Raw genomic sequence first — 26,652 nt, forward strand, 5'->3', positions numbered from 1 at the left:
TTGGATAGAATAATATATAGAAGGAAAATATATTTTAAAAAGAATCAATTGATGGCATCACCACGCAGTGTTCGATACTTTTTTCTAGCATCTACAAAATAGATACTGTCCGCGTGATTAAAGATTAACTTCTCATATAATTCTTTTGCTTTTTCAGGTTCACCCAGAATGTTTACATATAATTCTGCTAACCAGTAATAGGCATCATCTACCAATATGTCATCAGGATAGAATTCGATGATTTTGAGATAGTTTACTTTTGCTTTTTCGAATTCTTTTTCTTTTTCAAATAATTTCGCTTGTCTAAGAAAAGCTTCATCTTCAATTTTTTCTCCTTTGTGATTCACTAAAATTTCTTCGTATTTAGTGATTGCTTCTTGGTTTTTATTTTGAAAAGCTAACAAGTCAGCTCTGGCAAAAATCTTTAAAGCTGTTTGCGTCGAATCTTCTAAAGAATTATCACTTATAATAAGACTTAATTCCATAGCATCATTAGCAATTAATTGAGAGGTAGATGATTTTAGTACATCTAACTGAGTTTGCGCCCAAGCAAAATCCCCTTTATAATAACTAGTTTTAGCTACTTTAAAACGTGCATCTTGGGCTAGAAAGTTATTTTTTAATGCATTCTGTACTTGCGTATAATAGATAAGTGCTTGATTAAATTTTTGATCTAAAACTAAAATATCTGCAATTTTCATTTTAGCTCTAGAAGATTGAAATCTCGAAAGTCTTTCTTGATTTAATAAACGTTTTAAGAATTCAATTGCTTCTTTTTTATTATCCTGATTGAATGCTAAAAAATGAGCGTAATCTATTTGTAAACCGATTGTTTGCGAGCCTTTTCCATAGGTTTCGAATACTTCTTCGTACTGTTGTTTGATTTCTTTGTAATCCTTTTTATCAGCAAGATCGGTTTTTGCTTTTAAAATGATTTTATGAGCTGTCAATTTCATATCATTCCCAGCAGGTGCGTTTAGTATGTAATCTAAAATCTGGGTAGCGGATTTTATATCTTTAGCGCCTATAGCAATTCGGGCAAGCCCAATGATACCTTGTAACCCTTGATCTTTTCTTTTATAGATTGCTTTTTCTTGTACAAACGCTTTTTTAAAGTCCTTTTGTTGCACAAAAAGCCAACTTAACATCTCATTATATATGATGTCAGGGTTTTGCTGTAATTTTTTGATTAATAATTTTCTGAAAATAACATTGGCATTATTTAATGGGTCATCTGTGATATATTGATTAAAATTACGTTGAACAATGTTTTTATAATTTGGTTGTAATTGTAGTAATGAAAGATAACTGTCGAACATTTTTTCTAGTTTACCTTGTTCTCCGTAAATTTTAGCAAGTTGTACATTAAAATTAGCTCCTGGGTTAGATGCCATTCCTTTTTCATAAATTAAGGCTGCTTGATCTAAAAGATTGTATTTTTCGAAAGTTTGTGCTAGTGAATACGCCGCATTTACATTATTACTATTAAAAACTTTTAAAGCTTTATTATAATAGGTAGTGGCTTTTTCAGAATTCCCTTGAACTTCGTAATGGTGACCCAACTCAACAAGTAGTTGTGCGTTCTTTGGTTTATTCTCAATTTGCTTCTGCAGAATTTTTTCTGCTTTTTCAAACTGTTCTAATTGTTGATGAGATTCTACCAGACCTAGGAGATAGGTAATCCGATTAGGGTTTCTGGTATGTAATTTTTTATATACAGAAAGTGCTTTTTCATATTCACCTTGTTGTACATAGTTTTTTGCTAGCTGTTCGGATTGACCAAACATGGGTATAGCAAAAAGAAAAATGATACAAAGATAAATAAAGCGCATGCTGCAAGTTTTTTTGTAAATATAGCAAAATGCGCTTTGATATTATGTTATAAGTATTGTTAAACTAGCTGATTATCTAGCTCTAAAAGAATTAGTCGATATATTCAAACCCACAATAAGGTACTAAAACATCTGGTATTTTAATCCCTTTAGGCGTTTGATAGTTTTCTAAAATACCAGCTAATACTCTTGGTAATGCTAGAGAACTTCCGTTTAATGTATGAGCTAATTGATTTTTACCATTACCGTCTTTATACCTTAGTTTTAAACGATTGGCTTGATAAGATTCAAAATTAGAAACAGAACTTATTTCTAACCAACGATCTTGAGCGGTAGAAAACACTTCGAAATCATAGGTAAGTGCAGCTGTAAACCCAATATCTCCTCCACATAATCTTAATATACGATAAGGTAATTTTAATTCATTAAGAATTTCCTTTACATGATCTACCATTCCATCTAGTGCCTGATAAGAGTTTTCCGGTTTTTCGATACGTACAATTTCTACTTTGTCAAATTGATGTAAGCGGTTTAACCCACGAACGTGAGCTCCATAAGAACCTGCTTCTCTTCTAAAACAAGGAGTGTATCCAGTACAGCAAATTGGGAGGTCATTCTCATTTACTAAATCATCTCTAAACATATTGGTTACCGGAACTTCTGCCGTAGGTATTAAATATAAATCATCTGCTGTAACGTGATACATTTGGCCTTCTTTATCCGGTAATTGGCCAGTACCATAACCAGAAGCTTCATTTACTAAATGAGGAACTTGATATTCTTTATATCCAGCATCTGTATTTTTATCTAGAAAATAACTAATTAGGGCACGTTGTAATCTTGCTCCTTTTCCTTTGTAAACTGGAAATCCGGCACCTGTAATTTTTACTCCTAGTTCAAAATCTATGATGTCATATTTTTTTGCTAACTCCCAATGCGGTAAGGCTCCTTCTTCTAAGGTTGGGATATCACCTTCTCTAAAGACTTCTTCATTATCCTCATCAGTTTGTCCATCAGGAACAGAAGAATGTGGAATGTTAGGAATTGTGTATAATAACTCAATAAGTTCAGCTTTTACTTTTGGAAGTCTATCTTCTAAAGTATTCATGCTTTCCTTGATTTGAGAAGCTTTTTGTTTTAATATGTTAGCTTTTTGTTGTTCTCCATTTTTAAACAAAACTCCAATTTCTTTATTCAATTTGTTAGAGTCTGCTTTGATATTATCCAACTTGGACTGTGTAGCACGTCTTTCTTCATCTAAATTGATTACTTTTTCTAGAATTGGAGCAGCATCAAAATTTCTTTTGGCTAATGCAGCAATATATTCTTCTTTATGTGCTATGATTTGTTGTGCAAGTAACATGGTTTTTGTTTTGGGCGATTCCACTCGCTTCCTCGTGGTCGGGCTATCCGCTATATCTTTTGTTTTTCCTTCTACAAGTTCAGGATGATAAAACAAAAGGATGTCGCTGTTATCCCTTTCGCATTAAAGCAGCAAATTTAAAGAAAAGGTTGGTTTTGTATGAATGAGAAAGAATGAATTTTTTAAAAAAGATGAACCTTTTATTTTTTAGACTTATTTCTAGACTTAAAATAGATGATATTATTCGGTGATTACTTAGGGTAAACAATAAAAAAAGCTATGCAACAATGCATAGCTTTTGGGTAATATGACGATGTGGGATCTTGGGGATCAATATTTTTTATGTATGGATTATATGTTTCTTTCTAGAGGCAACTCTCGGTTACTTATTTTATGTTTCATATAAACAACACTAATTTGTTATTTTCTCTGATGTAAAAATACTACAGGTCTTTTCAATATTTTCTTAAGATTAGGTGGGAGTAAAGTTTCTATAGACCAAATCTAATTTTCTATCGCCCAAAGGAAATTATAGTGATGAGGTTGATTTGTTTCATTTTCCTTGAAGACGTTTTGGGTTATTATTTTTTTGAGGAATTCTCCCCATTTTTATAAAATAAATTAAATTTTCTTGTGCTGTTTATCGATTTAATATCAACTCTTAACGAAAAGAAACTTTGCTTGAGTAACACTTTTTAGATTTAAGTTATTAACTGATTAGAGATGATTTTCTAATTAATGAAGTAAGTAAGAAGTAAGTGATACATAAAATAGTATAAGAAATGATGTGATCAAACGACACAAACCTTGAGTGTCGATAAATGTTCAGGGCTTACAAATCATTAAATATTTCACATATGAAAAAATCAATTTTAAACATCGGAAAAACTTTAAGTAGAGAGGAATTAAAACAAATCAATGGACAAAGTGGAGGTTATTATTGTCCAGGTGGCAATAGCGAGCCTAATGCTCCTAGATGTCCGGTTCCTTGTTTTATGGGAAATTGTTTTTTGTAAATTAATTATAAACGAGGTTGCCTGAAAAGGGCGCCTCGTTTTTTATAGTTTTAATAGATTCAGTAGCTCAGAGTATATATCGTATATTTAATATATGATCACTAGTACCACGCGTCGTTTTTTAGCTTCACTTTTAATTTTTATGGGGTCTTTATATAGAAATAAAAGAACCCGAAAATTTACATTGATACCGGTATTGATTATCGGTTTAGGATTTTTACTACCACAGCAAATGGTGATTCCTGTAAAAGGTGCTACGAAAAAAGATTGGGATGATCATTCTTTTTGGGCATATCCTTGGGGAAGTTCAGTCACGCATAAAGGGATTGATATTTTCAAGGAAAAAGGCACCGATGTAATTTCATCTACGCACGGCATTGTGATGTATACCTATGAAGGAGGCAAAGGAGGGAAGACAGTCATGGTTTTGGGTCCTAAATGGCGATTTCATTATTATGCCCATCTTGATGAGGTTGATGCTTTTCCGTTTCAACCAGTAGCGTCCGGAACCAAATTAGGAACAGTAGGAAATACTGGTAATGCTTTAGGTAAACCTCCTCATTTACATTATGCGATCACAACTCCGTTTCCTTATTGGTGGTTAAGAGAACCAGAAGTTATACAAGGAAATCGTAAAATGTTTTACCTAGACCCGGATACGTGGCTTAGAAAGTAATACGTAGTAAGAATTCTTACATGTTTTTTAATTTTATACAGGGATTTCTATATTAACTACGGTGCCTCTATTCTCTGTAGAATCTATCATCATTTTACCAGATAAAGGACTTAGTCGGTTTCTGATATTTTTAAAACCAATTCCGTCTTTTATTTTAGAGGTGTCAAAACCAATTCCATTGTCCTCAAAAAGAAGCTGTAATGAAGTTTGGTACTCATTTAGATAAATATCTATATGATCGGCTTTAGCGTGTTTAAGAGTGTTGGTTAATAGTTCTTGAACGATTTTGAATAATTCTTCTTTTAAAGGGCTTTCAATTTCATTGATCTTTTCTTCTGGATGAGGGTTGAAGGATATATTTTGATTACTCCCTTGTTGGATATTATTTACATACTCCTTTATAAGCGTAGAAATACCATTTTTTTGAAACTTTTTGGAAGCTAGATTATGTGATAAATCCCTGACTTGATGATAAGTCTCATCTATTTGTTTTATAATTTTTGTTTGTAACGTTCCGTTATCATTAGAGCTAGAAAGTTGCAATTTAATACTAGCTAAATTTCCCCCTATACTATCGTGTAATTCTCGTGCAAGACGTTTTCGTTCTTTGTTTTGGCCATCCATAGTGGCATTTATCAGGTTGAGCTCTTGCTCTTTCATCAACCCGTGAACTTTTTGAGAATTGACTTGTTTCTGAGATTTGTTTAATTCAATTTGTGTTTTTAATTTTTGGAAGTATACAAATAACAATGCTATTACTGGTAGCAATACTACCAAAAACCCTATAAGGAATGCTTTTTTAATAGTTCGTTGTCTTTTAAGTTCACTTTCCTTAAGTAGCTTTTCTTCCTTAAGTGATAGAATTTCTTTTTCCTTTTGTAAAGTTTGATACTTAACTTCCATCTCCTTTACAATCGCTTTATTTTGATTCTTAAGAATTTGGTTAGAAATAGATAAATATTGAGTCATCAAATTATAAGCATTTTCATAATCTTTGTCCGCTACCTTAATGTCTTTAAGTACCATAATAACATCTCTTTGTAGCTCAAGTTTATTCCATTGCATAGTATTTACGTAGGCAGTGGACAGGATCATTTCTGCATCTTTAACATGCCCTTGGTTGTAATAAACGATTCCCATTCGTATCACCGCATCTATATAGAGATCATAGAATTTACTTTCTAACGCGATGTCTTTTACAGATCTAAAATACTCGAGCGCGTGTTCTAGGTTATTTTCAAAAAAATCAATTCTACCAAGTTTTAATTGAGTCTCTAGTCGGATTTTATTGTTTTCGTAAATTTTTAATTCTTCTAAAACTTCAAGATATGTGGATTTTGCTTTAGAAATATCTTTCTTGAAAAAGAATACGTCTGCAGATAATTTTTTTGCTAGTACTTGGACATCATTGTCCTTGCTTTTTTGAATACAAGTTTCGAATACAGATAAAGCTGTGTCATATTCTTTTTGATGCAAATACACTGTTCCTAACCCTAATTGATGAATATAATGCATCCTATTCATTTCGGAAATCGAAGAAATAGCAATACCATCTAAATGATGTTTCATTGCATCATCAAATAACCCTTTTTCTAGTTTACCTTTACCAAGGATATTATAAGACTTGGATAGATAGAGATTGTAATCAGAAAAATTATCCTTTTCTATAAGAATCTCGTTTTTTAGAAGTTCTCCGTAATGCAGTATAGAGTCTGTATTTCCTGACTCTATATGGATTGCGGCAATCGTATCAATAAACTTAACTTTTTCTAGAAGATCTTTTGCATTTTTTAGATTCTTATAGTAATATTTGTCTACGGTATTAGGGATTTTTCCAAAAGAAGAATACCAGTCTTTCTTTTCCTGAGCCTTGCTAGAAAATGAAACTAGTATAATTAATATTAAAAACCTCTTAATTAAAATACCCATAATATTACATTGAAGATATGTTATCAATATAAAAACACCTATTCTTTGTCATATTTAATAACCCAGGGATTAGTCGCAAAATAATTCCATTTTACACTTGTTAGATCAACATCTGGATCTATTAGTACCCTCGATTTTTTACGATTTACAGAAACTCTGCTTTTTACATATACAGCTATATCTCTTCCTTCTTTTTGGTGTTCTTTTTTGAGAAATTGAGCAAACTGCCAGATTGCATCAGGCTTTGTGTTTACGATACGGCGTTGTTTTTTTGATAAATACTGATTCTTGTCTATTTTAACTCTCTTACAAGTATTGTCATTAAATTCTACATAAAAATTAGTATATCCTGATCTGCCTCGTAGCATCATTCTCCAGCTTAGCTTATGTCCTTCTTCTGTCCATAAAACGTCACCTGGAATAAACCAATGACGAATTGGTAAAGTAAGTTGAATTATAAACCAAATTGCCAATGCTGGGATTAATAATTTTCTGTATGATGGAACAATTAACTCATTTGCTGAGTAGAACTCTTTTTTAGGCATAAAAAGACTATGAATACGTTCTTTAGAAAAGAAAAAGACCGTAAACGCTAATGATAAGTATGGGAATATTCCAATTTGAAATACAATAGAGTTAAAAAGATGAAAAAAGATACTAATAATAAATGCCGCTAAGCGCGTTTTTCGCCATAGCAGTAAGGGGATGATTAGTAAATCAAATAAAATTCCAAAATATGCAATAGCTACATGAGCCCATTTTTGTTGTAATACTTCTCCAACAATAGGATAGTCTGCTCTAGATAACATTAAGTTTCTAGCTACACTAAAGTCTAGCCAATCTGGGTATAGTTTAGCAACAGAAGCATATGTGTAAACAATCCATAACTGCAATATTATGAATAGAATACACCATCTAGGCATAGAGATTCGTTTAAGTGCTGGATTTTTCTTAACATCTAAAGAAAAATAATTTCCGGCAGGTAATGTACTCATAAGAATACACAGTAATAACAGGAGATAATAATGATTGTTGTAAGAAGCTTTTTGCATATAATAAACACCAGCCCAAAGAATAGTATAAGAAATCATACTCCAGCGGTATTTAAAACCTATCATAATAAAGATTCCGAAAACTCCCATAAGGGCGAAATAATAATACATTCCGCTTCCTGGAAGTGGTTGTAGAAAATCTAATCCTATAAAATTAAAGGTAAATTGAGGCTCTACAAGAGTTCTTCTAACCCAACCGGTAAGAATAGCACCAAAAGATTCTGCAGTAATTAGAAACCCAAAAAATACTCTAAAGATTATTAAAGCACTATTGTCTATTTGTGTAAATAACCAACGATTGATCATACCGTAGAATTTATGTAATCTCTAGAAAAATCTTCGTCATCTTGCATTGCATTTTTTAAATCTTCGATAGAATCGAATTTTTTCTCATCTCTAATACGAATGAGAATTTCGATCTGTATTTTCTTTTCGTAAAGGTTAAATGACGCATCAAAAAAATGAGTTTCAATAGTTTGATGTGTCCCATTTACTGTGGGATTATTCCCAATATTCATCATCCCGAAATACATCTTGTTATTGATATGGGATTTTACAACATATACTCCTTTTTTTGGAATCAGTTTGTAATCCTCTTCTATATGAAGATTGGCCGTAGGATATTCTAGCTTGCGTCCTAATTCTTTGCCTTTTATTATTTTGCCAGTTAGCATAAAATTGTACCCCAAGTATTTGTTCGCTTTAATAATATCTCCTTCGAGTAAAGCTTCTCGAATTTTAGTAGAACTCACAGCAACATCATCAATATCTTGTTTGGAGATTTCTTCTACAGTAAAATCATTCTGAATTCCGAAAGAAGCAAGATCCGTAATGTTGGAATTACGATTGCGTCCAAAACGATGATCGTAGCCAATAATTACGTGGCGAACATTTAGTTTGTTTATCAACATTTCTTCCACATATTCTTTTGCCGAAAGACGAGAAAATTCTTTTGTAAATGGATGAATTACTAAACTATCTAACCCAGTTTTTTCTAAAATTTGTATTCGCTCTTCAATTGTGTTAATGAGTTTTATACTTGTATCTTTTTGCAAAACCATCCTTGGGTGCGGGAAAAAGGTAAGAATAACAGATTCTAGATTATCGCGTTTAGCAGCATCTACTAATCGTTCAATTATCTTTTTGTGACCAATATGAACACCATCAAAAGTTCCAATGGTAACAACCGATGGAGTGTGATTATCATATGTGTTAGCGTCGGTATAACGTTTCATCCGTTAATTTTTATTTATTTTTTTAGTAAAACGGAATTCGTAATTGTACGCGATAATTACTTTCAATTGAGTATATGTATTTTGTTTCAAGAAGATTATTTTAATTAAAACCGTGTAGGATTTATCTACATTTACCTAATTCTTATTACAATGTCTTGGTAGTAAGAATTGTTAGCTATAAAATTAAGCAAATGTTGTGAGATCTACTATTTATTTTCCGTTAAAGGTATTCATTGTGTTAGCTAATCCTGCGCTAACAAAGGATTTGATAAGCGCAATTCCTTTATCTAATCGTTCCGGCATAGCAGCTTCTTCTTCAGAATTCCATTCTCCAAGAACATAATCCACTTGCCTGCCTTTGCTAAATTCTGCTCCAACACCAAATCTAAATCTACAATACTTTGATGTATTAAGTTGTGCCTCAATATCTTTTAGTCCATTGTGTCCTCCGGCGCTTCCTTTTGCCTTAACTCTAATGGTACCGAAAGAAAGATTAATATCATCAGTTATAACTAAAAGATTCTCAATAGGTACTTTTTCTTTAGTTAGCCAATATCTTACAGCTTTTCCACTAAGATTCATATATGTATTAGGCTTTAATAGTAAGATGGTGCGTCCTTTGTGCTTATAAGTTGTCACATCGCCAAGCTTCTCGGTTTCAAAATCAAGATTTTCTTCTTTTGCTAGAGCGTCAAGAATTTTAAAGCCAATATTATGACGAGTGTTATGATACTTAGGTCCAATATTACCAAGACCTACAACAAGAAATTTTTTCATGAGATCTTCCTGGGTTTCTTCTTTTGTATTTTGAGTTTGATTAGAGAATATTTTTCTAAATAGAGAGAACATTTGTGTTTCTTTTCTGTAAAAATAAAAAAAGCACTCTGAAAATAGAATCAGAATGCTTTTTGATTGTTATCTCTGTAAAGAAAAGATTATGCTTCAGCAGCTGGTGCTTCTGCAGCTGTTGCTTCTCCTTCAGTTTCTTCTTCCTCATCATCAGCTACCGCTGTACGAGAAGTTTTAACCATACAGATTACTGTGTTTTCTGGGTGTAGAATAGAGAAATCTTCGCTAGCTACATCAGTAACATATAATTTGTTTCCAATTTTAAGCTCAGTGATATCTCCTTCAATTAAATCTGGTAATTTAGATGCTAAACCTTTTACTTTGATACGTCTTAGGTTGTATCGTAAAACACCACCATTACGAACACCACGAGAGTTTCCAGTTGTTCTGAAAGGAAGTTCTACAGTGATTGGCTTATCATCAAAAATCTGAATAAAATCGATGTGTAAAATTCTGTCAGTTACAGGGTGAAATTGAATATCCTGTAAGATGGCATTGATTTTTGTACCATTATCCAACGCTATTACCACGGTATGAACGTCTGGAGTATACACTAAGTTTTTAAAAGCAATTTCTGGCGCTGCAAAGTGTATAATAGTGTCTCCACCATAAATAACACAAGGTACCTGTCCAGCATTACGTAAGGCTTTTGTTGCTTTTTTACCTACGCTTTCTCTTTGAGATGCATTGATTGTTAATGACTTCATTTTAAAATATATTAATAATTATTAATTTACATTATAAATTTAGAGCTAATAGACTCGTTGTTATGAACTCTATTCATAACATCTGCAAATAAATTAGCACAAGTAATTACTCTAATTTTATCACTTTTTTGTTTTAGGGGAATAGAGTCAGTTACGATTAATTCCTCTAGTTTTGAGTTTTCTAATCTTTCATAAGCTGTTCCAGAAAGAATAGGGTGTGTACATATTGCTCTAACACTTTTTGCTCCTCTTTCCATCATAAGATCAGCAGCTTTAGTAAGTGTACCTGCAGTGTCTACCATATCATCTACTAACACTACGTTTTTACCAGTCACATTTCCTATTAATTCCATATGAGAAATCACATTAGCTTTAGCACGTTGTTTGTAACAAATAACTACATCGCTTTGTAAAGCCTTAGAATATGCATATGCTCTCTTAGAACCACCCATGTCAGGAGAAGCGATTGTTAAATCACTTAAATTTAACGATTGTAAATAAGGTAAAAATATAGTTGATGCGAATAAATGATCTACTGGTTTTTCAAAAAATCCTTGAATTTGATCAGCGTGCAAGTCCATAGTTATGATTCTTGTTGCACCTGCAGTTTCTAGCATTTTAGCAATAAGCTTTGCAGCAATAGGAACTCTTGGTTTGTCTTTTCTATCCTGACGTGCCCATCCATAATATGGTAGCACAGCAGTAATATGTCTTGCCGAAGCTCTTTTAGCAGCATCTAACATTAACAACATTTCCATTAAATGATCAGAGTTTGGATGTGTAGATCCAATAATAAATACCCTAGACCCTCTTACTGATTCTTCAAAAGAAGGCTGAAACTCACCATCACTGTAGGTAGATGTAATGACTTTACCTAATTTCGCACCATATGCTTTCACAATTTGTTCTGCGAGTTCAGTACTTTGGTTACAAGCAAAAAATTTTGCTTCTGTAATTAAATTAGGCATAGGGTAAAATGTTGTTTTGTAATGAGTTAAAACTTATTTTCTAAAAACAAGGTGCAAATTTAAAAATTTATTTCTACTCTGGCTCGTATTTTATTACTTATTTAATGGATGTGATAAAATATTTTTTTAATTTTGCCGTCCAATTCATTCAAAGTTGCTCAAGTGGCGGAATTGGTAGACGCGCTGGATTCAAAATCCAGTTCTTTCGAGAGTGTGGGTTCGATTCCCACCTTGAGTACAAAAAAACCTGATAAATAGATGTTTGTCAGGTTTTTTAATACCCAATTTTAATATTTTCTATCCTTTTTTGTGCAAGAAAAGAACACCAAAAACATTATTTATAGGTTTCAAATTATAATTTGAAACGTCTTCACTAACATTAATACATAGTTTTGATAAAAATGAAATGAATCTTGCTTATGCAATTTAGATTCATTTTGGAAACTAAATTAAAAACAACGGTTTTCAGGGTTGTCTGGGGTAAGAAGAGACCATAGTTTTGTTTGCGTAAATATAAGGTCATCCCTAGCAATGGTTGATTTTAATTTGGTTTACAAGGAAAAATTGATTTTAAAAATTTCTTATGATAAAAAAAATACACTTACGTACCATACTGTATTTGCTGAGTTATAGTTTGCTAATAGTTCCTTTATTTGGTGGATATTCTTTAGAACATACTATAGAAAAATCTGAGTTTACCAGTTTTGTTGGAGAGTTTACTTCGATTTGGGATACAACACAACCAGGAACTTCTTTAGATAATGAAATAACGATTCCTACTAATCCGGCATATACCTATAATTATACAGTAGATTGGGGAGATGGATCTTCGGACACTGGTATTACAACCGATATTACTCATACCTATGCTGCATCTGGAATATATACTGTAAAAATAAGTGGTGATTTTCCAGCTATTTATTTTAATAATTCAGGAGATCGAGAAAAGATTATAGAAATTTTGGAGTGGGGAATTATAGAATGGTTAACCATGGAGAATGCCTTCTATGGATGTAGAAATCTTAATTTTGACGCGATAGATTCTCCAAACTTGTCTCAAGCAACCTCGTTAAAAAATATGTTTAGGGGGTGTCTTTCGTTTAACGGTATTGTTAATAATTGGGATATAGGTACAATTACAGATATCTCGGGAATGTTTTATGACGCAGAAATATTTAATAGGCCTTTAGATAATTGGAATGTAATAAATGTAACTGATATGTCCGAAACTTTTCGGGATGCAGAATTGTTTAATGAACCTTTAGATAACTGGAATACAGCAACGGTAACCAACATGCAAGGTATGTTTGATGATGCTGAACGTTTCAATCAAAATATCAATAATTGGGATGTGTCAAATGTTACCGACATGTCAAGAATGTTTCTTGATGCTAGTGCATATAATAATCCTCTGAATAACTGGAATGTTTCTAATGTTACCAATATGTCTCAGATGTTTGATGATGCTAATTCATTTAATCAAGATATTAATAATTGGATAGTGGATAATGTTACGGACATGTCCGGGATGTTCTCATGTATTAATTTTAACCAACCTTTAGATAATTGGAATGTTTCAGCTGTAACAGATATGTCATCAATGTTTTCTGTTAATCGTAATTTTAGTCAGCCTATTAATAATTGGGATGTATCTTCAGTTACCAATATGGATACGATGTTCTTTTTTACAGTTTTTAATTTACCATTGGATCAATGGGATGTAAGCGGGGTTACTTCTATGAATTCAATGTTTAATAGAGCGTTATTTAATCTGCCATTAAATGATTGGGATGTGAGTTCTGTAACTTCTATGTCTAGAATGTTTGGTGGAAATACTTCTTTTACTACACCATTTAATCAGCCCTTAGATCAATGGAATACATCTGCTGTTGTTAATGTTTCAGGTATGTTTGGTTGGTCAGCATTTAACCAAAATATTAATGATTGGGACGTATCTAGCGTTACAAATATGTCAACAATGTTTGCAAGTAACACGATTTATGACCAACCTTTAGACAATTGGGCTATATCTACTGTTACGAATACGCAAGCAATGTTTAGTGGAGCAACAAGTTTTAATCAGGACATAACAAATTGGGATACTCAAAACATAACTAATATGAATGTAATGTTCAGTGGAGCCCAAATGTTTAATCAAAATTTAGCTTCTTGGAATATTACCTCGGTTACGCAAATGGGTAATATGCTGTCTAATTCGGGTTTGTCGCAAGAAAATTATGATAATATCTTGATAGGATGGGCATCACAAGCAGTGCAATCAAATGTTTCTTTGGGAGCCTTAAATATTCGTTATTGTGATGGTAGAATTGCTAGGCAAGAACTAATAGATAATTTTAACTGGACTATTACGGGTGATATTGTTAATTGTACCAATGTTTTTTGCACTGAAATAATCTCTCCTTTAGATGGTGCAACAGGAGTGCCAGCTAATTCTGATATTGTATGGAATGCTGCCCCGCAAGCAACGGGTTATTTAGTAAGTTTACGAAGAGAAAACGGTGGTGTTACACAAGTGATTTATGACAATGAAGATTTGGGAAATGTTACTCGTATCACGTTTACTAATGAATTTCTGGATGGAGATGTTGTATACATTACCGTCGTTCCTTATAATGCTGAAGGACCTGCAGAAAACTGTGATGAAATAAGTTTTTCGGTAGTATCCTCTTGGCAAAATAACCCTAATGCATATAGAATACAGATTGATACCCGAATAGATGGTTTTGCTACAACACCTTTAGATCAATTTGAAGTAGAAACAAATAATGATTTTACCTATAATATAAATATCGATTGGGGAGATGGAGAATATGATAATAATGTAACTTCTGATATTATCCATACGTATGATGTTCCTGGAATATATAATGTAGCCATTATAGGAGAGTTCCCTAATCCTTATTTTGGAGTTTTTGGAGATGGCGAAAAAGTACTTTCTATTGATCGATGGGGAACATTCGAATATCTATCTATGGAAAAAGCCTGTAATGATTGTGAGAATATGATTTACAATGCTACGGACATACCTAATTTATCACAGGTGACAAGTATGAACGAGATGTTTGATGGGGCTGTTTTATTTGATGCAAATATTAATGATTGGGATGTGAGTAATGTTACAGATATGAGTGGTCTTTTTAATCGTACCACTGCTTTTAATCAACCTCTGGACAATTGGGTCGTTGATAATGTTACGAATATGTCGAGAATGTTTTCTGCCGCTACTAGTTTTAATCAACCTTTGGATGCTTGGAATACATCTAATGTAGAGTTTATGTCAAGTATGTTTAGATCTGCAACTAGTTTTACTCAAAATATTAATGGTTGGGATGTTTCGTCGGTAACAAATATGGCATCAATGTTTGAGGGTGCTAGACTATATAATTCTCCTATGGACTCATGGGATGTTAGCAACGTAACCAATATGGCAGGAATGTTTAAAAGGGCATTGATCTTTAATCAATCTTTAAATGCTTGGGATGTTAGCAATGTAACTAATATGGCAGAGATGTTTAATGGTTTTTTTCTAGATATGGAGTTTAATGCATCTTTAAACGATTGGGATGTAGACAATGTTACCGATATGAGAGAAATGTTTGCGTATTGTCCTCAATTTGATCAACCTCTAAATAATTGGGATGTTGGAAATGTTACAGATATGTCAGAAATGTTTCATGAAGCTTCTGTATTTAATCAAGATATAAATTCTTGGAATGTGACCAATGTAATCACTATGCAGTCCATGTTTGAGGATGCTTTGGCATTTAATGAACCACTTAATAATTGGGATGTAAATTCTGTGGTAAGTATGGTTTCTACTTTCCAAAATGCCCAAGCATTCGATCAACCATTAAATGCTTGGAATGTAAGTGCAGTTGCCAACATGACTTCTATGTTTAGAAGAGCTAATGCATTCAATCAACCCATCGATAATTGGAATGTGAGTTCTGTAACACTTATGACTTCTATGTTTGAAAGTGCTTCAGCTTTTAACCAGAATTTGAATCCTTGGGATGTTGCTGTGGTAACAAATATGGATTCTATGTTTAAGGATGCAATTGTATTTGATCAATCATTAGATAGTTGGGATACAGGAGAGGTTCAGAATATGCAAGAAATGTTTAGTGGCGCTACTGCATTTAATCAAAATATTGATTCTTGGAACGTTTCTTTTGTAACGACTATGGAAGAAATGTTTAGAAACGCTACATCTTATAACCAAGCAATGGATTCTTGGAATGTAGCTTCGGTAACTACGATGGAAGGAATGTTTCAGGGTGCTACTTCTTTTAATGAAGCTATTAGCAGTTGGAATGTAAGAGGAGTAAATACGATGGCATATATGTTTGATGGAGCTACTTCTTTCAATCGATTATTAAATAATTGGAGAGTTAGTGGAGTTCAGAATATGGATTATATGTTTAGAAATGCTAGTAGTTATAATCAAGAAATGAATATGTGGAATATAGGTAGTGTTAGTATGCAATCTATGTTAGAAAATGCTACGGCCTTTGATCAGTTTCTCGGTGATTGGAATATAAGTAGCGTTAGCAATATGTTAGATATGTTGGATAATACTGCATTAACAAGAGAAAATTATGATAGTACATTAATTGCTTGGTCAGAACAGGCATTGACTACAGGAATTAATTTAGGTGCAGAATCATTGCTTTATTGTGATAGTATAGATGAAAGACAATCCATGATCGATACCTATGGATGGATTTTTACAGATGATATTCGGGATTGTCCGATTCCAGTATGTACACAGCTAACATCGCCTGAAAACGGCGATGTGGATGTGCCAATAAATACAAACCTTGTTTGGGAACCAGTTCTGTATGCAACTGAATATGTGCTTACAATTACGCTTCAACCAAGTGGAACCATAATTAATGCAACTGTTACTACAGAATCTTATGAATTTATGGCTAATGAACTTGTCGGTTCTACTAGCGTAACAGTTCTTATAGAGCCTAGAAATGACGAAGGTACCGCCACAGGTTGTGTTGCCGAAACATTTTTTCTGTCAACAAATCCTGCTACGGTGCCAGATTGCACAATGTTGGTAACTCCTTTGGCTGGAACTATTGATGTTACTATAACAACCGATGTTTCTTGGCAAGCAATTGCTGATGCTGATGGTTATTTTTTAACAGTAGGTACATCTACAGGTGGGAATGATATTTTAAATAATGAAGATGTTGGCAATGTTACCACTTATGATTTGACAAATGATTTACCGGAAGATACCGAAATCTTCGTTACTATAACCCCGTATAACGAAGAAGGAAATGCAACTGGATGTGCAGAAGAAAGTTTTACTACAGAGTTGATTCCTGTTGTGCCTTCTTGTACTACGATTTCGGATCCTTTAAATGGAGCAACTAATGTAGCAATCGATACAGATTTAAGTTGGAATAGTGTTGATGGAGCCACAGGTTACTTGGTTTCTGTAGGAATCACTCAAGGCGGTATTGAAATAGCGAATAGTATTGACGTAGGAAATGTAACTATATATGATTTTCCAACGGATCTTATTGAAAACAGAACTTTTTATGTAACAATTATACCATATAATGATGTTGGTGACGCAGTTGGATGTATGGAAGAAAGTTTTAGAACAGGAGAATCTACACTAAATGATCCTCCAGCATGTACCACACTTACTATTCCCTTAAATGGAGCTATAGACATTGCAATAGGTAGTAATTTAACATGGGGCAGCAGTTTTAATGCGGATGGATATCGATTAACAGTAGGCACAAGTTCTGGAGCCACGGATATTATAAATAATCAAGATGTTGGTAATGTTACTACCTTTGATTTACTAGCTGATTTGCCAGAAGGGACAGAAATATTTGTTACAATAGTTCCTTATAATAGTTTTGGAGATGCTACAGGATGTTCAGAAGAAAGTTTTACAACAGAGACTTTAGCGACGATTCCAAGTTGTACAACTTTATCGATTCCTTTAGATGGAGCTACTAACGTTTTGATAGGAACAGATTTAAGTTGGAATTCAATTTCTGATGCTACAGGATATCGATTAATAGTTGGAACAAGTTCTGGCGGAAGTGATATTATAAATAATCAAGATGTAGGTAATGTAACGACTTTTGATTTGCCAGCAGATTTGCCAGAGAATACTGAGATTTTTGTTACTATTATTCCGTATAATGCAGTTGGTGATGCTACAGGATGTTCAGAAGAGAGTTTTATTACAGAAACTATAGCAACGATCCCAAGTTGTACTACGTTATCGATTCCTTTAGATGGAGCTGCTAACGTTGGGATAGGAACGGATTTAAGTTGGAATTCAATTTCTGATGCTACGGGATATCGATTAACAGTTGGAACAAGTTCTGGTGGGATTGATATTATAAACAATCAAGATGTAGGTAATGTAACGACTTTTGATTTGCCAGCAGATTTGCCGGAGAATACTGAGATTTTTGTTAGCATTATTCCGTACAATGCTGTTGGTGATGCTACTGGATGTTCAGAAGAGCGTTTTACTACCGAAACTGTTGCAACGATTCCAAGTTGTACTACCTTATCGATTCCTTTGGATGGCGCTACTGATATTTCGATAGGAACGGATTTAAGTTGGAATGCAGTTTCTAATGCTACAGGATATCGATTAATAGTTGGAACAAGTTCTGGCGGAAGTGATATTATAAATAATCAAGATGTAGGTAATGTAACGACTTTTGATTTGCCAGCAGATTTGCCAGAGAATACTGAGATTTTCGTTAGCATTATTCCATACAATGCCGTTGGTGATGCCACTGGATGTTCAGAAGAGAGTTTTACTACCGAAACTGTTGCAACGATTCCAAGTTGTACTACCTTATCGATTCCTTTGGATGGCGCTACTGATATTTCTATAGGAACGGATTTAAGCTGGAATTCAATTTCTGATGCTACAGGATATCGATTAATAGTTGGAACAAGTTCTGGCGGAAGTGATATTATAAATAATCAGGATGTTGGTAATGTAACTACTTTTGATTTGTCAACTGATTTACCGGAGAATACTGAGATTTTTGTTGCTATTATTCCGTACAATGCAGTTGGAGATGCTACAGGATGTTCAGAAGAGAGTTTTACTACAGAGACTTTATCAACGATTCCGAGTTGTACTACATTATCTAATCCTTTAAGTGGGGATACAGATGTTTCTGTAGATACAGACATAAGTTGGAATGCAGTTTCTGATGCTACTGGATATAGACTAACAGTTGGGACGAGTTCTGGTGGTACAGATATTATAAATAATCAGGATATTGGTAATGTTACAGCTTTTGATTTGCCAATTGATTTACCAGAGAATACTACAATTTTTGTAACTATTACCCCATACAACATATTAGGAGATGCAATTGGATGTTCTGAAGAGAATTTTATCACAGAAAATCCGATAATTATTGTAGAGGATGATACGAAATATGGGTTTTCTCCGGATGGGGATGGGATTAATGAATTCTGGGAAATTGATGGTATAGAAAATTATCCTGAAAATGTTGTTTCTATTTATAATCGTTGGGGAGATATGGTATTTGAAATTTCAGGATACAATAATACTTCAAGGGTTTTTAGAGGTGATGCAAATCGTCTAACCAATCTTGGTGGTGGTGCATTGCCAGAAGGCACCTATTTCTTTAGTATTAATATCCCCCAAAGTAATTCTCTAAAAAAACTAAAAGGATTTTTAGTTTTAAAACGATAATTTTATGACAAAACATATATATAATGTGCTAACAATACTTATTTTGTTAGTATGCAAGAACTCTATACAAGCTCAGCAAACACCAGTGTTTTCTGATTATTATTATAATCCAGTATTAATTAATCCTGCTCATTCTGGATATAGTCCGGATACAGAGGTAAGCTTAAGTAATTTTGGATACCTAAGTGGGTTTGAGGGAAGCCCAAGAACGTTTTCAGGGATTCTTAATACAAGTCTTTTTGATAATAATGTTGGAATAAGCGGAGGTTTTATAAGTGATCAAATTGGAGTCACTTCCGCGACAACGCTATTTGGATCCTATGCTTACAAAATATTGTTGGACGAGAATTATAATAGAGGACGTTGGTGGAACTATAATCCTAACGTATTATCATTTGGATTAACTACGGGAGTACTTTTCTTTAATGAAGATTTATCTCGATTAAATATACAAGGAGACCCAAATTTTGAAAATGATGTTAATGTCACTGTTCCTTCCTTTGGTTTTGGGGTTCTCTATAATCACAATAAATTGTATGTAGGATTTTCTGTCCAAAATTTATTTGCTGATAGTGTTGCTTCTGATCAAAATGTAAATATCCAGACACCATATTACTTATATGGTGGTTATAGATTGTATCTCAGTAGATTTCAAGAAATACGGATACAACCTAGTATGTTGGTAAAGTTTGAGGAAGATGCACCTGCTCAGTTTGATTTTAATGTATCTGCAAATTATAAAAACAGAATAGAAATTGGAGCTGGTTATCGGAGTAGTTCATCGTTTAATGGACTGGTAGGACTCTATTTTTTAAAAAATTGGCGTTTTGCATATAGTTATACTGCTTTTAACAGCGATACTCCCTTTAATAATACTAATGGATTTATTCTTACATACAAATCCGGAGAAGGATTTTGATCTAGGGTAGAGATAAATTAAAATTATATCTTTTATAATCTGGACCACCTCAATATTATACTGGATTCTTCTGAGCGGTAATAAATTATATTTCTAAGATCAGCTTTTGTCTGTAGTAAATTATGGAGAATGGTTTTTGGTGCGAAATTCTATTGAATTAGTATTGATTAATTGATGTGTTTATTAAGTAAAGAGGGTATGTTAATGCCATTTTTTATATTGAATTTTATAAAATTAAAAATCTAATAATCAGATACTTGTATTTATTTACCCCTAAAAGTGTATTATTAAAATAGCATTTAACACTAATATTACGATGCATTAATTTTAAGACTTATTGTGATACACACACATCTTGATAAGTAATTAATTTTTCATTAATTTATTAAATGAGATAGTGCTAATACGAATAGTATAGTTTCCCCAGAAGAGCTAGAAAGAGTAAAAAGCATTGTTTTTTAGTATAAATAGAATAATTAAAAGGTTATAGCAATTAGTATTCATTTTGCTAGTAGAAATTTTAGAAAAATGGAATACTAAAAAGAAGTAAAAAGAGTTAACTAAAGATCGTCTAAATTGATTTCTTAGATGTCTTGTAAATAAAAATCATGTAATTTTTCCTTTAGAAAAGGAGTATTAATAAAAATGTTTGATTTTGAGATTGGCAAATTAATTTTAAGTAAAGTTTAATGAACCCACAAACAATTACTAAAAATTCCAATTAATTAGAATTAAATAAAATTGCAAGTAAGTTCGATATCTAAATTCTATCTCCCACCCTTCCGGAATTTGGACATATCATTTTAAATAATGGATCGTACCAGAAGAATTTCTGGCTCGTTACTAATGACTGTAATCATTTTTCAGTGCATTCGGATATGATATTTCAGTAGTTGTAATACTGATTTAGATTAGACGTCTACGATGAATATCTCTGATTGTATTTTCATTTAAATAGAGCTGTCGATTTCTTTAGGTAAGTAATAATGATGTATAGGAACCTATATAAATAACGCTGTAGGCCTATATTTTCAGATCATTTTATAATAATATAACACACAAACAAGCGTAATTATGAAAATGTATTACACACACAAGAAACATTTTTCAGCAAACCGTTTTTTATGGTTAGCACTACTATTATTTATTTGGGCAGGAGGAGTAGCTCAAACAGTTGTACAGAAACATGGAAGATTAAGAGTACAAGGAAATCAAATTGTTGATAAAAATAATGATCCGGTCAGTCTGGCTGGAAATAGTTTATTCTGGAGTAATGCGGGAGATACTTCGGATTTTTATGATGCCGAAACCGTATCACATCTTACCAGTGATTGGAATAGTTCAATCATCCGCGTAGCTATGGGAGTAAAAGAAAACTGGGATGGAGGTACAGGTTACATTGATAGTCCTAATTTACAAAAAAATAAAATTAGAAAAGTAATTGATGCAGCGATAACAGAAGGAATCTATGTGATAATAGATTGGCATACTCATGAAGCTGAACAATACACTTCAGAAGCTGCTGACTTTTTTAAGGAAATGGCACAATTATACGGAGATAAACCTAATGTTATTTATGAAGTATATAACGAGCCGATTAACCAATCTTGGTCAATAGTAAAAAGTTATTCCGAAACGGTAATTGCAGCTATTAGATCTGAAGATCCGGATAATCTTATTATCGTAGGTTCTCCTACTTGGTCTCAGGATGTTGATGTAGCATCAAATAATCCAATAAGTGATGCTAATACAGCATACACTTTACATTTTTATTCAGGGACACATACAAATAGTTTAAGACAAAAAGCTACAACAGCTATGAACAATGGTATAGCATTATTTGTTACAGAATGGGGAGCGGTTGATGCTAGTGGTGATGGAGCTTTAGAAATTCCAGAAACGGAAAGATGGATGCAATTTTTCAAAGACAATAATATTAGCCACGTAAATTGGTCAGTTAGTGATAAACCTAGTAACAATGATCCTACAAGAGCTGAAAGATCTTCTGTAGTAGAATTAGGAAAGGGGATTGATGGATTAAAAAATAATCAACTAACACCAACAGGAAATTACATAAAAGACCTTATAAAAAACTGGTCAGAAGATGATGGAGGAGATCCTGATGGGCCTAGTGGTACCATCAATTGTAATACAGTAGACTGTATTAGAAATGCTATGCAAAATGCACAACCAGGAGATGAAATTATAATTGCTTCAGGAACCTATGAGGCTCCAGATAAAATTAATATAGGAGGAAGAGCAGCTAGATTTGCTTCAGATAAAAATGGTACAGCTTCGCAACCTATCATTATGAGAGCACAAAACCCTTCCAATCCACCAATATTAAAAGGTGAAAATGGGAAGTATGATGGATATGTATTGCACATGCTAGGAGATTATTGGGAAATAAAAAATATAATTTTTGAAGAAGGTTCTAAAGGAATTGTATTGGATAATGCCAATAATGGAATCCTAGAAAATCTAACAGTTAGAGAATTAGGAGAAGAAGGAATTCATTTAAGAGATGGGTCGAGTTCTAACCTTGTAAAAGATTGTCGAGTATATAATGTGGGTATCAAAAAACCAGGAATTGGAGAAGGTTTATATGTGGGATCTGATAAAGGACAGCATGATGATTACGAAAGAGAATGTAATAATAATATTATTGATGGTTGTATTGTAGGGCCTAATGTAACAGCAGAAGGTGTCGATGTAAAAGAAGGAACTAAAAATACAATTATCCGTAATTGTACTTTCTCTGCGCAAGGGATATCTGGGGAAAATAGTGCAGATGCTTTTATTGACCTTAAAGGAGCTTATGGTTTTGTATATAACAACATCTTTAATTTGGATGGATCTACGATTATTAATGCTGGAGTTGATTTTTTAGATAGAGGAACTGGATTCAATACTGGTTTTAGAAATGCAATTTTTGATAATACTTTTAATTTAGGTAGTAGAGCTAACGAAATTCAAACAGCAAGAAAAAAACAAGGAGACCCTTCAGAAATTCACGTATGGAATAATACGCGTAATCCAAACTCTCCAGATTTCCCTATAAGTGATGGAACTACGAATTTTGTAACACAATCTTGCCCAAGTTGGAATATTATCCCTTGTGGTGGAGGTGGAGAAAATCAGGCTCCAAGTGTAAGTATTACATCTCCTACTAATGGACAATCATATCAAGAAGGAGATAATATAACAATAATAGCTAATGCATCAGATTCAGATGGAAGTATAACAAAAGTTGAATTTTATAACGGCTCTGTAAAATTAGGAGAAGATTCTTCACCTCCATACCAGTATAATATAAATAATGTGCAAGCAGGTAATTATAATTTAACTGCAAAAGCAACGGATAATGATGGAGCAACAACAACTTCTGGTAATGTAAATATTACGGTATCTAACGATAATGGAGGAGATAATACGCCTCCTGCAATTTCTTTCGAAACACCTACTGGTAATTTAACAGTCGATGAAGGATATAGTAGCCTATATATTAAAGTAAATGCTTCAGATAGTGATGGAACCATAGACAATGTAAAACTTTATATCAATGGTAATTTTATAAGACAAGAAAGATTCGATCCTTATGAATGGGGACATAGCACATCACCTAACCCAGCAGAAACAACTGGTTTAGTAACTGGGAATCATACATTTCGAGCTACAGCTACAGATAATGAAGGAGCCACTTCCGAGACCACCTTTACATTAACAGTAACAGGTGAAGATACTGGTGGAGGCAATGATTGTTTATTTGGAACTCCTTCTAGTGGTGCTTTACCAGCGTTTGATGGAGTATCTTTTACAGAAGTACATGTGTTGGGAAGCGGTGGTCCTGCGTTGGATAACTTTAGAAAATTTAGTATTAATTGGAATCCACAGTATAATGGATTGTATCAATTTGCAATGAATACTAATAACGGTGTGCCGAATTATTATGTAGACCTTAGACCTTTTAGTAGCACTAACTTTAATACTAGTAATCCTGAAGTAACGATAAGCAACTCAGGTTTTAGTGGATTAGATGGTTCTTATTGGGTAGCAAAAGACGGAACTAATTTTGTTATGGTCTCTAAAAGCGGAAACTTCTCAATTTATTTCAGTAACTCTGATACAGCTCCTAACTGTGATGATGATAAATCACCGGTAGATGAGGATAAATTAACCAATATTAAATTGTTTCCAAATCCTGTTAGTGATAACATACTTAACGTTACAGGGATAGCTCAGGAAAAATCTACTTTAGAAGTAGCTGATATGCAAGGTAAGATTGTACTTCAAGAGAATATTGAGAATACAGAAGTAGGTTTAGATGTTTCTAAACTTAAATCGGGTATGTATGTTCTCATTGTTAAAGGATTAAAATTCAGAAAATCCATTCTATTTACTAAACAGTAATAGTATTAGCCAATCATCATCATCAGGTAGCTGACTAAGTTATCTGATGATGATTCTAATGATTCAAAACGCATACAACATGAATTATAAATACGTAAAAAATAGTTTTACATTTATTTTGTTGAGCCTTACTTCATTCTTATTTGCTCAAGAAAACTATGTATATCAATATGATTTTGATCATTTGTCCTCTGGGCAATATAATAGAGATCAAATAAAAGAAGCACTAAATGTTTCCTTTTGTAAAGGAGCAGATGAAGGTAGGGTACATATTTCTGATTTTGAAACTCGCGGTAAGGTATTAGATGTTAAGTATCCTAAAGGACAGGTTAAAACCGGAGAAAGTGGTATGCATACTAAAGTACCGTTTGATGTAGAAGGAGAGTATGATGAATTATATATTAGTTATTGGATATACTTTCCAGAAGACTTTGAATTTCGAGCAGGTGGTAAATTACCTGGTTTAGCATATCAGACTTCAGAAAGGAATATGTCTTTACGTTTAATGTGGAGATACGATGGACTGGTTGAGTTCTATGTGCATTATAATACAGAACCTACTTGGGATGGATGGCATGCATCTATTAATTGGAGTCTAACAGATCCTTATGAAGAACCAAATGGAGAACCTCAGCCAGATCAAGTAAAATTTAAAAAAGGACAATGGAATCATGTAGAAATGTATAATAAGCTAAATACTCCTGGACAGAATGATGGAATAATGAGAGGTTGGTTAAATGGAGAGCTTGCAATAGATATTACAGATAATGGCGATTATAGACAAGTTGGAGAAGAAGATATTCATCTTAATATTATATATCTATCCACTTTTTTTGGGGGTAGTGATGAAACTTTCCAGCCTACCAAAGATCTAGAAGCATATTTCGATGATTTTATTGTTTCTACCACTAGAATTGGAGATGATGACGACAATGATGGAGACGGAGATAATGGAGGTGATACAAATCAATCACCAGTTGTAACATTCGCAACGCCTTCTGATGATACTACAGTAGATGAAGGATATAGTCTCGATGTTAAGGTTAACGCTTCTGACAACGATGGGAGTATTAGTAATGTAAAACTTTATATAGATAATAACCTTATAAGACAAGAAAGTGTTGCTCCTTATGAATGGGGTCATGCTTCATCGCCAAATCCAGATGAAGTAAATAATTTGCCTGTTGGTTCACATGTTTTTAAAGCGGTTGCAATAGATAATGATGGGGCAACTTCAGAAACTATATTTACGCTTACTGTACAAAATGAAGATACAGATAATAGTGATAATTGTTCCTTCGATACTCCTGTAAATAATAGTATCTCAAGTATTGAAAAGACGTCTTTTTCCGAAGCATACGTTTTAGGAAATAATGGACCTGCACTAGACAATTTTAGAAAGCTTACTATTAATTGGAATGAGGGTAATAATGGTTTATATCAATTTGCGATCAATACCAATAATGGAATTCCTAGTTATTACATAGATCTTAAAAATAAAGTAACTCATACGTTGGGACAATCAAGTCCTGAAATAACAATTAATGATTCTGGAATTTCTGGATTAGACGGTTCTTATTGGATTGCTAGAGATCAAGATAATTTTATAATGGTTTCTAAGACTAGAGGATTTACATTGTATTTCAGTAATTCTAATGAATTTCCTTCTTGCGATAATAAATCCCAACCTGATTTAGAAGAGGTAGATTCCTTTTCTTATTACCCAAATCCTGCCAATAGTTCAATTTTGCTAAGCGGTGTTGATCCATCTATTAGCGAAATAGTGATTTATAATATAAATAGTCAGAAAGTTAAATCAATAAAGCCAATTAAGGAAGAATCGATTTCAATTGATGTTACTTCATTACAGAATGGACTTTATTTTATCGAGTTAAAATCTTTCAAGGTAGCATCGAAAAGATATAAACTAATAAAGAATTAAT

Annotated in this window: 14 protein-coding genes and 1 tRNA gene; 7 read left to right on the top strand and 8 right to left on the bottom strand. The window is 33.0% G+C overall.

The window, feature by feature from the left end; translation table 11 throughout:
- Nucleotides 1-44: 44 nt before the first annotated feature.
- Together D1815_RS18475 and serS are read right to left on the bottom strand one after the other, a co-directional pair.
- The gene (locus D1815_RS18475) at nucleotides 45-1,832 is read right to left on the bottom strand and encodes a tetratricopeptide repeat protein (protein ID WP_027393333.1); all 1,788 of its coding nucleotides are present in this window, start codon (nucleotides 1,830-1,832) and stop codon (nucleotides 45-47) included.
- A 91-nt stretch (nucleotides 1,833-1,923) separates the two neighbouring features.
- Nucleotides 1,924-3,195: a serine--tRNA ligase gene (serS, locus tag D1815_RS18480; protein WP_027393334.1), complete on the bottom strand. Its 1,272-nt coding sequence runs from the start codon at nucleotides 3,193-3,195 to the stop codon at nucleotides 1,924-1,926.
- Between the two features lie 857 nt (nucleotides 3,196-4,052).
- On the opposite strand from serS, the gene D1815_RS23760 reads away from it, so the two are divergent.
- Nucleotides 4,053-4,211: a hypothetical protein gene (locus tag D1815_RS23760; protein WP_155839685.1), complete on the top strand. Its 159-nt coding sequence runs from the start codon at nucleotides 4,053-4,055 to the stop codon at nucleotides 4,209-4,211.
- Between the two features lie 94 nt (nucleotides 4,212-4,305).
- On the top strand, nucleotides 4,306-4,887 hold the full coding sequence (locus tag D1815_RS18485; RefSeq protein ID WP_118388819.1) for a M23 family metallopeptidase: 582 nt from the start codon (nucleotides 4,306-4,308) through the stop codon (nucleotides 4,885-4,887).
- Between the two features lie 33 nt (nucleotides 4,888-4,920).
- Here D1815_RS18485 and D1815_RS18490 read toward each other — a convergent pair whose 3' ends face one another.
- From D1815_RS18490 to D1815_RS18515, 6 genes are all read right to left on the bottom strand, one after another.
- Nucleotides 4,921-6,816 carry an ATP-binding protein gene (locus tag D1815_RS18490; RefSeq protein ID WP_118388822.1) on the bottom strand — a complete coding sequence of 632 codons (1,896 nt, stop codon included), beginning with the start codon at nucleotides 6,814-6,816 and terminating at the stop codon, nucleotides 4,921-4,923.
- Between the two features lie 38 nt (nucleotides 6,817-6,854).
- Complete coding sequence (locus tag D1815_RS18495) at nucleotides 6,855-8,174, bottom strand: HTTM domain-containing protein (protein WP_118388824.1); 1,320 nt, start codon at nucleotides 8,172-8,174, stop codon at nucleotides 6,855-6,857.
- Nucleotides 8,171-9,103 carry a bifunctional riboflavin kinase/FAD synthetase gene (locus D1815_RS18500; protein ID WP_027393343.1) on the bottom strand — a complete coding sequence of 311 codons (933 nt, stop codon included), beginning with the start codon at nucleotides 9,101-9,103 and terminating at the stop codon, nucleotides 8,171-8,173. The genes D1815_RS18495 and D1815_RS18500 overlap by 4 nt, the downstream gene beginning before the upstream one ends.
- A 210-nt stretch (nucleotides 9,104-9,313) precedes the next feature.
- A complete protein-coding gene (gene pth, locus D1815_RS18505) occupies nucleotides 9,314-9,952 on the bottom strand; it encodes an aminoacyl-tRNA hydrolase (protein ID WP_118388826.1) in 639 nt (212 codons plus the stop codon).
- 86 nt (nucleotides 9,953-10,038) lie between these two features.
- Entirely contained in the window at nucleotides 10,039-10,659 is a 621-nt protein-coding gene (locus D1815_RS18510) for a 50S ribosomal protein L25/general stress protein Ctc (RefSeq protein WP_118388828.1), read from the bottom strand.
- A gap of 26 nt (nucleotides 10,660-10,685) precedes the next feature.
- Nucleotides 10,686-11,627, bottom strand: coding sequence for a ribose-phosphate pyrophosphokinase (locus tag D1815_RS18515; RefSeq protein ID WP_027393346.1), 942 nt, complete (start codon nucleotides 11,625-11,627; stop codon nucleotides 10,686-10,688).
- A 156-nt stretch (nucleotides 11,628-11,783) separates the two neighbouring features.
- Between D1815_RS18515 and D1815_RS18520 the strand changes: the two genes are divergently transcribed.
- The 5 genes from D1815_RS18520 to D1815_RS18540 all read left to right on the top strand — a co-directional run bounded on the left by D1815_RS18520 (nucleotide 11,784) and on the right by D1815_RS18540 (nucleotide 26,651).
- A tRNA-Leu gene (locus D1815_RS18520) sits at nucleotides 11,784-11,865 on the top strand.
- A 345-nt stretch (nucleotides 11,866-12,210) separates the two neighbouring features.
- On the top strand, nucleotides 12,211-19,380 hold the full coding sequence (locus tag D1815_RS18525; RefSeq protein WP_118388830.1) for a BspA family leucine-rich repeat surface protein: 7,170 nt from the start codon (nucleotides 12,211-12,213) through the stop codon (nucleotides 19,378-19,380).
- 4 nt (nucleotides 19,381-19,384) lie between these two features.
- Entirely contained in the window at nucleotides 19,385-20,299 is a 915-nt protein-coding gene (locus D1815_RS18530) for a PorP/SprF family type IX secretion system membrane protein (protein WP_118388832.1), read from the top strand.
- Nucleotides 20,300-21,373: 1,074 nt separating this feature from the next.
- Nucleotides 21,374-24,709 (top strand): cellulase family glycosylhydrolase, encoded by a 3,336-nt coding sequence (locus D1815_RS18535; RefSeq protein WP_118388834.1) that lies wholly within the window; start codon nucleotides 21,374-21,376, stop codon nucleotides 24,707-24,709.
- Between the two features lie 79 nt (nucleotides 24,710-24,788).
- On the top strand, nucleotides 24,789-26,651 hold the full coding sequence (locus D1815_RS18540; protein ID WP_162897372.1) for a polysaccharide lyase: 1,863 nt from the start codon (nucleotides 24,789-24,791) through the stop codon (nucleotides 26,649-26,651).
- Nucleotide 26,652: the final 1 nt, after the last annotated feature.

This window comes from Aquimarina sp. AD1 (assembly GCF_003443695.1).
In the GTDB taxonomy this organism is placed as follows: Bacteria; Bacteroidota; Bacteroidia; order Flavobacteriales; family Flavobacteriaceae; genus Aquimarina; species Aquimarina latercula.

Bases quoted from the DNA above. Each gene is read 5' to 3' on its own strand.
- D1815_RS18475 (WP_027393333.1), bottom strand. From the start codon at position 1,832: ATGCGCTTTATTTATCTTTGTATCATTTTTCTTTTTGCTATACCCATG.
- serS (WP_027393334.1), bottom strand. From the start codon at position 3,195: ATGTTACTTGCACAACAAATCATAGCACATAAAGAAGAATATATTGCT.
- D1815_RS23760 (WP_155839685.1), top strand. From the start codon at position 4,053: ATGAAAAAATCAATTTTAAACATCGGAAAAACTTTAAGTAGAGAGGAA.
- D1815_RS18485 (WP_118388819.1), top strand. From the start codon at position 4,306: ATGATCACTAGTACCACGCGTCGTTTTTTAGCTTCACTTTTAATTTTT.
- D1815_RS18490 (WP_118388822.1), bottom strand. From the start codon at position 6,816: ATGGGTATTTTAATTAAGAGGTTTTTAATATTAATTATACTAGTTTCA.
- D1815_RS18495 (WP_118388824.1), bottom strand. From the start codon at position 8,174: ATGATCAATCGTTGGTTATTTACACAAATAGACAATAGTGCTTTAATA.
- D1815_RS18500 (WP_027393343.1), bottom strand. From the start codon at position 9,103: ATGAAACGTTATACCGACGCTAACACATATGATAATCACACTCCATCG.
- pth (WP_118388826.1), bottom strand. From the start codon at position 9,952: ATGTTCTCTCTATTTAGAAAAATATTCTCTAATCAAACTCAAAATACA.
- D1815_RS18510 (WP_118388828.1), bottom strand. From the start codon at position 10,659: ATGAAGTCATTAACAATCAATGCATCTCAAAGAGAAAGCGTAGGTAAA.
- D1815_RS18515 (WP_027393346.1), bottom strand. From the start codon at position 11,627: ATGCCTAATTTAATTACAGAAGCAAAATTTTTTGCTTGTAACCAAAGT.
- D1815_RS18525 (WP_118388830.1), top strand. From the start codon at position 12,211: ATGATAAAAAAAATACACTTACGTACCATACTGTATTTGCTGAGTTAT.
- D1815_RS18530 (WP_118388832.1), top strand. From the start codon at position 19,385: ATGACAAAACATATATATAATGTGCTAACAATACTTATTTTGTTAGTA.
- D1815_RS18535 (WP_118388834.1), top strand. From the start codon at position 21,374: ATGAAAATGTATTACACACACAAGAAACATTTTTCAGCAAACCGTTTT.
- D1815_RS18540 (WP_162897372.1), top strand. From the start codon at position 24,789: ATGAATTATAAATACGTAAAAAATAGTTTTACATTTATTTTGTTGAGC.